Source organism: Mycoplasma sp. 1578d, assembly GCF_024582695.1.
Lineage (GTDB): Bacteria > Bacillota_I > Bacilli_A > Mycoplasmatales > Metamycoplasmataceae > Mycoplasmopsis.
This window is the reverse complement of the sequence record NZ_CP102081.1, coordinates 417,167-430,105: the sequence shown is the minus strand read 5'-3', so window position 1 is coordinate 430,105 and position 12,939 is coordinate 417,167. Positions and strand designations below refer to the sequence as shown.

The window sequence follows — 12,939 nt, the reverse complement described above, 5'->3', positions numbered from 1 at the left end:
ATTTTTCCTAATTAATAATATTTTACAAGAAACAGTGATTTATTATTTATTTTCATTAAAAAATCAAACATGTTATTAACAACATATTTGATTTTGATTATCTAAAATTTACTAACTGTCCACCAAAAATTGCTGTTTTAAAATCTTTTCCATAAACATCATTCAAGCGTGAGCGATATGATACTTTTTGATGTGGATATAATTTACTTGATGTATGATCAATTAGATTATAAGCTTGAATTGTAGATTTAGTATATGGTGAGAAAATAGGTTGGTTTAATGAAAAAGGTTGAAAGAGAACAGTACTAATTTTTGAATCATTGTTAATTGGTTGACCATGTTGATTAGTTAGAGTTAAATGACCAAGCAATAATCCCACTGGAAGTGCTTGTTCGTTTAAAATTAACGAGCCAGATGCTCCTGGTTTTGGACCATTTTGAGTTTGGAAACTATCTAAAAATCCATAAAATTTCATCGCTACTTGATTGTTAAAATATTGCGAATCTTTATCGAATGGTCTAAAATGGAAATTATCATTAATTGAAAAATTAAGTGATGGATCAGTTTTATCTGGTCCTAAAGTGTCTTTTTGTGAATTTTGAATTGATTTATAAATTTCTAATCCACCTTTACCAGACGATGGATAACCAAAACTATATAAGTTTTGTGGAGCTAGTGCATATTGATAAGTACTTAAATATTGATTTAATAAATTACTTAACTCGTTTGGAGTAGAGTATTGAGATCATTTACCAATGTTTCTTACGGTTGCATAATCTAATGTTGCGTAAGGAAGTGATTTGTTATTTAGTAAATAAGTATTTTTATCATTAGGTTTTTTAAATCTAGCAATACTTCTATTTAATTCATTAATAGCACCTTCGATTTTAATAATTAAATTTCGTGCACTAATATTATTAGATGATAAATATATATCATATAAAGCGTTTAAGTCTACATCCATTTCAATTACAGCAAAATCAGCAAAATATGGTCCATATTCTGCTGGCACTGATTGTTTATCCATGAAGTTTTGAGCTAAAAAGAAGTTTCTAAAGGTTATTATTTGACTATCAAATCCAATTCTAGCACTGTATCAATTATATGAATCTAATTCAGGAGTTGAATCGTATGCATCTCCAGCTCAGGTTAGTTGAAAATTTTGAGGAATGTATTTTTGTAATTTTTTTGGTTGTTGATAAATTTTATAATCTCTTGAGGAAAATAAATTCGAAGCAACGTGATAATTGGTCCCGAAATATAATTTAAATCTTCCTTTTTGAATATGCGCATAATCTAATAATCAAATAGTTCCGCTAGTAGTTATTTTTTTTGTAACAGTTAATTTTTCAGGATCAAATTCATCATACGATCATCTCAACGAAAAAGTTCTTCGCTTAATTGACTGGATATATTGATCATTATCTTTTAAATATGTACTTTTGTCAGCTATACTTGGAGTGAATTTAGCTAAAGTTTCAATTTGTTTTGGAGAAACAGTTTCAGGCTTTGGCTTTGGCTTTGTTGCATCAGATTGTTTAGGAACAGGTGGTTGGGGTTTAGGTTTAGGGTGAACAGTTTCAATTGGTTTTACTGGAGCATTTACAACTGGCTTGGGTGTTGGTTTAAGCTTAGCAGGCGTTAGAACACTTGGAGTAATTATTTTTGATTTTACTGGTTCAGGATTTGGAGTAGAACTTGGAACTGAAATAGGTTTATCTTCGACCTTAGGTCCGCTTGGTTTTGGCTCTGAATCATTTTCCTTAACACTATTATTATTATTATTATTAATTGAACTATCTGACTTATTTACAGGTTGCTCTTGTTTAGGTCTTTCATCCTTGGATTCATCGATTGGTACTATTTTAGAATTTTCAGGATTTGAAGAATTTTGCTGATTATTATCATTATTATCAGATTGTATTTTGGTTTCTGGTTGCTGGTTTTTTTGTTCTTTGGGAGGATTAATTGGTGGAGTTAAAACAGGTTCATTAATTTGAACCTGATTATTTAAATTACATCCTATTAAACCGATCGGTAAAACAGAACTAAAAACAAGTAAGAATTTTTTAAATTTCAACACAACATGGTAATTATAGCTTTTTATTTAAAAATTTTCGAAAATGGATTTTTTCAATAAAAAACACACTTTTTTTTAAAAAAATGTGTGTTTTGAGTGTAAATAAAACTAATTTTTTTGTCTAATTTTGTATTCTTTAGTCGCTTTATCTTTTACAACTTCAAAAAGTGCGCCATTTGCTCAGAAAGATGTTTTATCAGCAGCTTCTTCATTGGTTTCACAATGAACAGGCATTACATATGTTCCGCCTTTTGATTCAGGAAGAATATGGTGAATATTTCAACAAAATTGCGAATCAAAGTTACCGTATGCTGATCTTTTAATTTTTCTTCCTGCAAAATCATAGGCCTCTTCTCTGTTGCCAAATTTATTTTGCCAAACTTTTTCTTTATTCATAAAAAATCTCCTTTATAATTTCTGCTTTTGTATTTATCAAACGAAAAAGCATATTTATATTTAATAGTTTTTAAACAATCAATCTAAAAAATTAATTGATTTCAAGATAAATCTGTTAATCTATTTTATCTTGCTCTAAATTAATTTTAAATACATAAAAAATTATATATTTTTTCGAATTTATATTTTTTCGTCCACAATTTTATGGTATTTTGGTTATTTTGCATTTTTGTATTCTTATTAATTCATCATCGTTTCATAAGTTTTACATACTACCTTTAAACAGAAATTTACTTTGCAATGTATTGACTATTAGCAAAATTTAGACTAATTTTAATAAAATTAATAATGAAAGGAATTAAATGAAAATAACAAGTTTATTTAAAAATGAAGATACCATTTTTATTGATAAAGAATTTATCTCAAAAAATGAAGCTATCTTGTTTTTAAGTCAAGAATTAGAACAGAAAAAATACGTTTCTAATGCTAAACAAGCGTATCAACTTTTTAGAGAACGTGAAAATCAAGGTTCAACCGGAATTGGTGATAAAATTGCAATGCCACATATTGGATCAGAAATTGTGCTCAAAAGTACTTTAATCTTTGCTCGAGTTAAAGAACTTAATTGAGAATCGCTCGATGGGCAAGATGTTAAGTACATTTTTGGAATTGTCTTATCAGATAATGAACGTGAAAATGCTCATTTAAAAATTATGCAAAGATTATCCCAATTATTGCTTAATCAGCAATTTAAGAAAGATTTAGATCAAATTAGTACTCCAAAAGAATTTATTCAACTAATTGATCGCTATGAGGCAGAGATTCAAGCTAATCAAGCGAATAATTTAACTAGCTCGTATGATATAGTAGCAGTAACTGCTTGTCCTACTGGGATTGCCCACACTTTTATGGCTAAGCAAAAATTATATGAACAAGCTCAAGAAATGAATGTTTCAATTAAAATCGAAACTCAAGGAGCTGATGGAGTTGATAATAAATTAACAGATCAAGAAATTGCTAATGCCAAAGGAATCATTTTGGCAGTGGATCGTGAAATTGAAAAATCACGTTTTGCTAATAGTGATAATGTGCTTGAAATTTCAACCCAAAAAGCTATTCATAAACCACAAGAACAAATTAATAAAATTCTAAATAGACAAGGAGCTAAACTTCAAGGAGTTACTGTAAATACTGATAATACTCAAGCGGCTATGACCTTTGATGGATTTGCCGGTAAAATGTGGCGTTCATTAATGTCAGGAATCTCACATATGCTTCCATTTATTATCTTTGGTGGAATCATGCTTGCCATTGGATTTGTCATTGATATGATTATTGGAGCGGCAAATTCAAGAGATTTAAACTCTGCAGACTTTTTAAAAAACTTTGGATTTAATTATTCAGCTTCCAACCTAGTCTTTTCAATTGGTAAAATTGCTCTTGGACTAGCTGTACCAGTGCTAGCAGCTTATATTACTTATGCTCTAGTAGGACGTCAAGGATTGCTGCCTGGATTTGTGATTGGAGCTATTGCTAGTGGGCAATTATCTAAAACTTACAACTTTTTAGCTCCAAGTATTGCTAGCTCAGGAGTTACAAACCCTGATGGGTTCTTAGGAACAGGCTCAGGGTTTGTCGGAGGAATTTTTGGTGCTTTTTTTGCCGCAACTATGGTTATAGTTTTTGCTAAATACATTTTTGGTAAATTACCACAAACCATGCAAGGAATCAAAAATATTCTCTTTATTCCTTTATTTGGAACTTTAGCAATTTCAATTTTATTTTGAGCAGTAAATATTGTTCTTATTTACATTAATTTAGGATTGGTTTTATTCTTACAATTATTCCAAGGAAAACCTTATTTAGCTTGATTGCTTGGATTAATTTTAGGAATTATGATGGCCACAGATTTAGGTGGGCCAATTAATAAATCAGCTTATATTTTCGGTACCTTATCAATTGCTTCAAGTGGTCCAAGCGGAAGTGTGGCTATGGCAGCAGCAATGATTGCTGGAATGGTACCACCACTTGGAATTTCGCTTTCAATGTTTATTAGTAAGAAGTTATGATCAAGAGAGGATCGTGAAGCTGGTAAAGTCTCAAATATTCTCTTTGGACTTTCGTTTATTTCAGAAGGAGCTATTCCTTATACATCGAAAAACCCAAAAGTACTTGTCCCTGCTAATATTGTAGGTGGAGCTGTTGCTGGATTAATTTCAGCAGCTTTAGGAGTATCAATTATTGCTCCTCACGGTGGAATTTTTGTAGTCTTTCTAGCTAAAAGTACTTTAGTAAATGGTATTGGATCGCAAATTGGACTAGGAATTTCATTCTTTATTCTCTCATTAATTGCAGGAACATTAGCTTCAACCGGAACCATTTGATTGATGAATTATATTAACCGTAAAAACTTAAGTTGAACAAGTAAATTTAAGTTTAAAAAAGATCACCCAACAAAGGCAGTGAAATAGTGATTTATACATTAACGCTCTCGCCATCGGTGGATTTATTAATTAATTCAAATGAGTTTGAATTAGAAAAGGTTAATCGTTATGAACAATTTGCAATGCTACCAGGTGGAAAAGGTTTAAACGCTAGCGTGATTTTAACACGCCATGGATTTGAAAACAAAGCAATTACACTCTTTGATAAACAAACATTTGCTCAACTTGAGACCATTTTTAAAACTGAAAAGTTAGAAATTATTAATATTGCTCTTGAACAACAAACACGAATTAATATTAAATATTACGGAAAAACTACTATCTTTGAACTTAATGGTCCTAGGGCACAAGTTACTAATGAACACTTTGAGCAAGTTTTAAATATTGTTAAAACTTTAACTCAAAACGATGTTTTAATGTTAATGGGAACTGCTCAAGAAACACAATTAATACAGATTTTACAAATCTGTATGCTACAAAAAGTTAAAGTAATTTTAGATGTAGAAAGTGATAACTTTTTACAATTACTTGAGTATAAACCATTTTTAATTAAACCAAATAAGCAAGAGCTTGAAAAAATCTTTAAAGATCAAGATTTTAATTCTAAAACAAATTTAATTAAAGCAATGAGAAAATTACAAGCATGTGGTGCAAGTAATGTGATTGTTTCGCTTGGTGAACGAGGTTCATTTTTACTTACTGATCAAAATGAAATTTATAATGCTCAAAACATCACTCAAATTAGGATAGTTTCAGCTACTGGAGCTGGTGATACATTAATTTCTATGTTTGGAGCTAATTATTTAAGTACGCAAAATGCACATAATTCGCTTCATTGAGCTAGTGCAGCAGCTACTGGAACCGTTCAAAGTGCTTGATTAAGCGAACAAAAATTAACCTTATCAAATTACGATTTTATTCAAGTTAATAAGGAATAATTTTAGATAAAATACTCTTTTAAAAGAAACTATAAAAATCACTAATACCTGTTAAATGTGAGTATTAGTGATTTTTATAATATAAAATTATTTAAATTTAAAGACTTTTAGGAAGATCTTCATATTCATATTGTGGTGGATTTTTAAAATATAGCAAAGTGTTTTCGTATGAGTTTAAATCTAATCTAAATTGTTTTCTTCATTTATGTTCTGAATTGCGTTCTAAAAATAAGTCAACATCATCTTCAAGTTCGTATGTTTTTCCTTTTTGATCTCGATGTTCCGAATAATCAAATCAAGTTAAATCAACAATTTTTCAACGATTATCAATAAAGACTTCGTTTCAGGCGTGATATCCACTCGATATTATTGAGCTTGAGCTTCCAAAGTATGCTCCTCCAACAATTCTCACAGGAATGTTTAAAATGGTAAGGGCAGCAGCTAAGTTCATGCTATATCCAACACACTGAATTTCAGGATCGTTGCTGAAAAATTGAGTTGGATTATAAAATCCATATCCATTGTAATTATAATGAACTCCTTTTGGCGCACTAAGATACAAAGAATTTGAAACAATATAATATGAGATTGCCTTTATTTTGGTTTGAGTGTCTCAATTTTTGTTGATGATTTTAGGCAAAATTTCTTTCCAACGATTAAATCACCTTTTGTATTCTGGAATTGGATTAATTCAAGGATCTTTACCTTGTTTTAGGGATTCTTCTTTTGTTATTGAAGTTGTTTTATCATAATAAATTTTTCCTAATTTTGGATCATTTTGCTCAAATCGAGTATGTTTAGGAGTAATTAAATCACTGTCAAGAGTTCGGTAAAGAGCTTCAGAAAATAGATTCGGTTTGACAAATAATAAATCATTGTAAATATTTGCATATTCGAAAACATAATTGTAAGTTTTAACATCAGCATATTTTTGATATTGATTAAATTTATCAAAATCAAAATTAGCAATCGAACTATTCTTTCAATATTTGTAATATTGATCACCCAATTTTACAATTCCGCGACCTTGGGATTTTTTAACTGCAAATTTATATTTCAAATTAAGTTGATTTATATTTTTAACAACTTCTTTTATCTGATGAGATGAACTATTAATTTTGGTTTTATTTTGTGGGTTTATCACATCTTTATAAGTGACTTTATCAGGATTTTGTGGATTAAACGATCAAAGATCAGAATATTTATCTGGAGCAAAATTGATCTGTCTTTTAATGTAATCGCTAATAACTTTGTTAGCTTGGAATTTTGGAGTTATTTTTAAAGATTGAATATCTTTATCTTCAATTTTGCTAATTTGTTCATTAGATTTAACAAAAATTCAATTTCACCGTTTATAGTATTTTAATCAACTAGCAACATATTTATCATTAATATTAACTCGTCAAAAATTACCACTATAATATTTGCTTGGTTCTAAAGAAAAATTATTATTTTTATCAATCCCTCATTGAAAAAGAACAAATTGATTTGGATTATTTTTATAGTTATATAAAATTTTCTTGAGTCTTTCGAGTGGTTGTAAATAATAAGGATACTTTTGATATAAATCAATTTGTTCTTGTAATTTAATAATATAAAAATCTCTTAATAGTTTTTCAAGTTTGTCTTGAACATCTGTTTTTTCAAGGTTTTTTGATATTGACTTAAGCTTTTGAGTTCATTTTTTTGTCTCTTCATTCGAAGAAAATAATTGATCAAACTCTAAAAAAACTTTTTGGTATTTATGAAAATTATCAAATAAAATTTGAAAGTTTGAGTTGATTATTTGTGAATAATCAATTGAAGTTTTAACTTGATTAAGTTTATTGATAAATATATTTAAATATGTTAAAAATTCTTTCGATATTGGAAGATTTTTGCTCTGTGAAATAATTTCAGCAAGGTTATGTTTAATGGATTGTAAATTCTCTTTTTGTTCTTTAAGGATAGTTAGCTTAGGTGTAGGGGTATTTATTTTTTCTGAAATTTGGGGCTTTGATAGGTTTGAGGTTTTTGGGATAGCAGGTGCTGGATCTGATTTTTTTGTTTCTTGCTTTGGTTGAGTAGCCTTTTCAGGGTTATAGATGTTAATGGTCTGATTTCGGCTCTTTTGTTCGGCTCTTTTGTTCGGCTCTTTTGTTCGGCTCTTTTGATTCATTTTTCAAAGGAGCAATGATTGATGAATTAGGATTTTGCATTGGTTTAGTTTTGTGATCGGGGTGCGAATTTAAAACTTCTGCATTTGATTGAATTTGATTATTTAAATTACATCCTATTAGATTGATTGGTATAAAAGAAATAAAAACAAGCGATAATTGTTTCATCTTTAACATAGTATATTAATTATATAATAAGCTTTTTTAGTCCAGAAATAAGAAAGGCAAAAAATAATATCCACAATTTAAGCTGATTTTAGTTATATAAATATACTTTTGTCTTTAATTAGTTCTAACAATACACATTTTATGATAATTAAGCTTCCTAAAATTTAGACAAAAATAATGTTGCTTATATTTAACTTTAATAAAGATTCTAAATTTTTATTATTTTATATATCACCAATAAGGTGATATATAAAAGAGATAAGTTTTGGACAATATATAAAAAGTAAAAATTTTTGGTTATTTTTCCATATTTTATGAAAAAAATTCAAAATTTTTTATTTTTTTAAAATAAGTGGGTTTTTATGTTGTAAAATAATGGTGGATAGTGGGGGGAAGTGGTATGTACGGACAACACACTCGAGCAATCGATGACAAGAACCGCGTGGTACTTCCAGCGGCTTATAAAGATCAACTTGGGACTAGTTTTTTTATCACTCTTGGGTTTGATAAAAACTTTGAACTCAGAAGTGTTGAAAACTTTAATGCGTACACCAAGAAACTTCAAAACAAATCTCAATTTAATTCTAAAGTTAGACACTTAACCAGAATTATCATGAGTAATGTCGTTGAAGTTAACCTTGATAAACAAGGTCGAATTTCACTCCCTAAGTTTATTATTGATAAACTTTCTATCCAAAAAGAAGTTGTTTTTGTAGGAAATGGTTCAATTATTGAACTTTGATCTAAAGAGGCTTTTCAAGAATTTGAAAATCTTTTTCAAGATGGTGATCTAGCAAAATTAGCTGAAGAAATTTCAAAAATGGAAGATAATGAATAATAAATTACATTATTCAGTTCTTCTGAATGAAACAATTTCTCAATTAAAAATTAAACCAAATGGCATTTATGTTGACCTCACATTGGGAATGGGAGGTCATTCAGAAGCTATTTTAAAGAAACTTTCAAACGGCAAGTTATATTGTTTTGATAAAGATGATTTTGCGCTTAAATATGCAAAAAATCGTTTAAGTCAAGCAGGCTCGAATTTTGAGTTAATTAAAAGTGATTTCCAGAATATAAAATCTCAATTAGCTCAAAGAGGAATTGCTGCTGTTGATGGTATCATTGCTGATTTAGGCATTTCTTCCCCTCAGGTCGATAATTCTGAGCGAGGCTTTAGTTATAATAAGAATGCTAAATTAGATATGCGTATGGACACATCTCAAGCTTTGAGTGCATGAAATGTGGTTAATCAATACAGTGAGCAACAATTAGCCCAAATTCTATGAGATTATGCTGATGTAAAACTCTCCAAAAGAGTTGCGAAAGCTATTGTAGAAAATCGGCCAATTGAAACAACATTAGAATTGGTTGATGTGATTAAACAAGCATATCCAGCTAAATTAATTCGAGAAAAAAATCCTTCCAAAGCCATTTTTCAAGCCATTCGGATCGAAGTTAATAATGAACTAGAATCATTAAAACAAATGTTAATTGATGCAATTGATTTGCTCAAACATGATTCTGTTCTTGCTATAATAACTTTTCACTCAATTGAGGATAAAATAGTAAAAAACTTCTTTAAAAATCTTATCCAAGATAAAACTCCGGCTAAACTACCAATCATAATTCAAAAAGATTACATAGCCAAGCAAATTTACCCTTCAAATGAAGAGATTCAACAAAACAAGCGTTCACGAAGCGCTAAACTAAGAGTGTTATATAAAAAATAATTGAAAGGAGCATTGTGCAAAGATTATTTGGTAATTTTCACATCTCAAGAAATCAAATTGCTTTTGATTTAGTTGAACAAGTAACTGGCAATTACTTGATTCACACCCAACCAGAGCTCAAAGTTACTAAACCAAGTAATGTGAGCGATGTTAAAAAGTTGCTCAAAGAGATTGACAAGCAACTTTCATTATTTAATAATAAACATCTTAGTATTAATGTCATTATTGATGATTCACAATTTGAAGAACTTAATGTTAGTTTACTCAAAACTACTCTTGAAAACGAAGATATTGATATGTTAGACCATGCTCAAGTGGCAATTGAGCAGTTAATTGACAAACAAATTGAACAATTTATTAAGCTCAATAATGTTCAATTAGTTGGAACTAAAGTAACTTATGAATATTTATTGTATAAATCAAACGGTCAAATTAAGGTTTATCATGTATTTCCAAGAGGTAAAAAATTTACTAAAATAATAGCAAAAACTTCTTTTTGTTACCAAAAATACAGTTCAAAATATAATCAAATTCTCTCGCTTTTTGGTGCATTAAAAGCTGATCAAATTAATTTGATGTTAACCAGTCAAGTTAATTCAGCTATGTTAAAAAATGAGCAGGGAGTTCATTTATCAATTGAAAATAACCACGAATGTACTTTATTAAAATTAATTTATAATGGAGCTATTATTAGCTATAAAAAATTACTAGTGGGTACTGATAATTTAATTCATAAAATAGCTCTTGAACAAAATATAAGTATCAAAAATACTCTTAATAAAGTTAAATATATTATTAATCAAAATGATAATACTCAAATTTGAACTGACCAAAATTTAAGTGAAGCACATGTTTATTTAAAAATGTATGCTGATTTTTTAGAACAAGAAATGAAGAAATTTGTTTCACAAAAGTATATTAGTCCTGAAAAATTAAACACTCTTTCTTTTAGTGGCGAATCAGATTGAATGAATAATTATTTTGAGAAAAAATACTTTTTACCTTCAAATTTAGGTTTTGTCACTCTATGAAAACAGCAAAACACTTCACTAAGCAATAAGCTTCAAAAAACACAAGAACCAATTACTATCAGCGTTATGGAATTTTTAAAAGATTTCATTTTAAAAGAACATAACACTGTTAATACCATATCAAGTCATTATGACTTCAAACATACCAAAAAGCAAAGATTTCTCCTTTTTAGAGAATTATTTGCCAATTGAAAACTAATATAATAAGGAGAAAATATGTACGACGAATTGCATGCAAATCAAAAGAAAATTGAAAATGCAAACCAAGAAAATCAGGAAATTATTGATCGTAATACCGCTGGAATTGTCTTAAAAGTTATTGGAGTTGGTGGTGCAGGAAACAACGCCATTCAAATGATGAATAAAGAGCAGTTCAAAAATGTTGAATTTATCGTTGCAAATACTGATGCTCAAGCCCTAGCTTCAAATGACTGTAAAATCAAAATTGCTTTAGGTAAAGATAACCGTGGTTTAGGAGCTGGTTCTGATCCTGAAGTTGGAGCTAAAGCCGCTAAAGAAAGTTTATCAGAAATCCAAGAAAAAATCGGTGGTGCTGATGTGGTGATTATCGCTGCCGGACTTGGTGGTGGAACCGGAACAGGTGCTGCTCCAATTATTGCTGAAGCAGCTAAAAATAATGGAGCTTTAACAATAGCAATAATTACAACTCCATTTGACTATGAAGGTCCAAAAAGAAGAAGATATGCTAATGAAGGAATTCAAAAACTTGCTGAAGTTGTTGATTCATACATTATTTTATCGAATAGTAAATTAAGTAGAAGCTATGGTGATGTGCCAATTAGTGACTCATTAAAATTATCTAACATCTCATTAAAAAATATTATTTTAGCAATCCATGATGTCTTATATAGAATTGGAACTATTAATATTGATTATGCCGATGTGAAGAAAATGTTAACTAATGGTGGTTTATCAATGGTTGGAATTGCTACTGCTGTAGGTAAAGATCGTGCTGAAAAAGCCGTTGAAAAAGCTTTTGAACAAAAACTGTATGAAAAACCAATCACAAAAGCTTCAAGAATGATTATCAACGTGCAAACAGATAGTAAAGCAACTCTTAACGAGATTGATCGTGCTGTAGACCGTGTATATAAGTTATTCCAAGCTTCTAGAGATAGTGAAGAAGGTGGAATTGATACAATTATTGGATATGAACAAGTTGAACTAAAAGATAATGGTGAATTATTTAAAGTTTCAATTATTGTGACTGGAAGCAATGATCGAAATGCTAAAGAAATTATACAACCAATTATTCACGATAATGACGCTATTTCATTTGCTGAAGCTCAATACAATGAATTTAAACAACAAAAAAATTCAGCAACAATAAGAAGTGATGAACAAATGGTGTTTAATAGCTATTCAGCTGCTTTACACCGTAAAGAAGCTCAAGCACAAGAACCAATTCAAGCAGATATGTCAGGTGATTCAAAGAACGATCCAACACATACTGTGGTTACTAAACAAACTGAAATAGTACATGAAGTTGAATATCGTCCACTCGATCAACAAACCCAAACACAAGAATATAATTTCAATAATTATTTCGAAGAACCTTCAGACGAATTACCTGAAGAACTAGAAAAACTTGAAAATGTTTTCGGAGAACAAAGAACTACCAATCAAGAAAATTCGCAGACTAGTTCACACTATTCATATAGCGAAAGAACTTCTGAATATTCTTCAAATGGAGAAACTAGAGAAGTTAATGATTTTCTTTCATACCCTCAAGCAGGTGACCAAGAAAAAAAGTATCAAGGTGAGAAATCTTCAAAAAATTTAAAAAATAATTCAGATGATTGATACTAAAAAATGAAAGATTGATGTCTTAGAAAATCTATTTTTAGATAAGTCGAATGATTGATTAAATTGATGTGGATTTCCACAAAATAAGCTTAAATTAGTTTTAAAAAACTTAATAATAAGCAAAAAATCAATAATAAAGAGTAAGAATATTAATTCTTACTCTTTT

At 29.3% G+C, this 12,939-nt stretch carries 10 protein-coding genes; 6 read left to right on the top strand and 4 right to left on the bottom strand.

Features of this window, described 5'->3' with window-relative positions; translation table 4 throughout:
- Positions 1-97: 97 nt before the first annotated feature.
- Both NPA11_RS01760 and NPA11_RS01755 read right to left on the bottom strand, forming a co-directional pair.
- Positions 98-2,080 (bottom strand): MIP family Ig-specific serine endopeptidase, encoded by a 1,983-nt coding sequence (locus NPA11_RS01760; RefSeq protein ID WP_257043929.1) that lies wholly within the window; start codon positions 2,078-2,080, stop codon positions 98-100.
- A gap of 108 nt (positions 2,081-2,188) precedes the next feature.
- On the bottom strand, positions 2,189-2,476 hold the full coding sequence (locus NPA11_RS01755; protein WP_257043928.1) for a hypothetical protein: 288 nt from the start codon (positions 2,474-2,476) through the stop codon (positions 2,189-2,191).
- A 362-nt stretch (positions 2,477-2,838) separates the two neighbouring features.
- Between NPA11_RS01755 and NPA11_RS01750 the strand changes: the two genes are divergently transcribed.
- Both NPA11_RS01750 and NPA11_RS01745 read left to right on the top strand, forming a co-directional pair.
- Complete coding sequence (locus NPA11_RS01750) at positions 2,839-4,947, top strand: fructose-specific PTS transporter subunit EIIC (RefSeq protein WP_257043927.1); 2,109 nt, start codon at positions 2,839-2,841, stop codon at positions 4,945-4,947.
- Positions 4,947-5,858, top strand: coding sequence for a 1-phosphofructokinase family hexose kinase (locus NPA11_RS01745; RefSeq protein WP_257043926.1), 912 nt, complete (start codon positions 4,947-4,949; stop codon positions 5,856-5,858). Before NPA11_RS01750 ends, NPA11_RS01745 begins: the two co-directional genes overlap by 1 nt.
- A 97-nt stretch (positions 5,859-5,955) precedes the next feature.
- Here NPA11_RS01745 and NPA11_RS01740 read toward each other — a convergent pair whose 3' ends face one another.
- Both NPA11_RS01740 and NPA11_RS01735 read right to left on the bottom strand, forming a co-directional pair.
- A complete protein-coding gene (locus NPA11_RS01740) occupies positions 5,956-8,016 on the bottom strand; it encodes a transglutaminase domain-containing protein (protein ID WP_257043925.1) in 2,061 nt (686 codons plus the stop codon).
- Positions 7,946-8,191 carry a hypothetical protein gene (locus tag NPA11_RS01735; RefSeq protein ID WP_257043924.1) on the bottom strand — a complete coding sequence of 82 codons (246 nt, stop codon included), beginning with the start codon at positions 8,189-8,191 and terminating at the stop codon, positions 7,946-7,948. Before NPA11_RS01735 ends, NPA11_RS01740 begins: the two co-directional genes overlap by 71 nt.
- 391 nt (positions 8,192-8,582) lie before the next feature.
- Between NPA11_RS01735 and NPA11_RS01730 the strand changes: the two genes are divergently transcribed.
- Genes NPA11_RS01730 through NPA11_RS01715 form a run of 4 tightly spaced genes read left to right on the top strand, consistent with a single transcriptional unit; the run spans position 8,583 to position 12,776 of the window.
- Positions 8,583-9,020: a division/cell wall cluster transcriptional repressor MraZ gene (locus NPA11_RS01730; RefSeq protein ID WP_257043923.1), complete on the top strand. Its 438-nt coding sequence runs from the start codon at positions 8,583-8,585 to the stop codon at positions 9,018-9,020.
- On the top strand, positions 9,013-9,915 hold the full coding sequence (rsmH, locus tag NPA11_RS01725) for a 16S rRNA (cytosine(1402)-N(4))-methyltransferase RsmH (protein WP_257043922.1): 903 nt from the start codon (positions 9,013-9,015) through the stop codon (positions 9,913-9,915). The genes NPA11_RS01730 and rsmH overlap by 8 nt, the downstream gene beginning before the upstream one ends.
- A gap of 14 nt (positions 9,916-9,929) precedes the next feature.
- On the top strand, positions 9,930-11,150 hold the full coding sequence (locus tag NPA11_RS01720) for an MAG3720 family protein (protein ID WP_257043921.1): 1,221 nt from the start codon (positions 9,930-9,932) through the stop codon (positions 11,148-11,150).
- A 12-nt stretch (positions 11,151-11,162) separates the two neighbouring features.
- A complete protein-coding gene (locus NPA11_RS01715) occupies positions 11,163-12,776 on the top strand; it encodes a cell division protein FtsZ (RefSeq protein WP_257043920.1) in 1,614 nt (537 codons plus the stop codon).
- Positions 12,777-12,939: the final 163 nt, after the last annotated feature.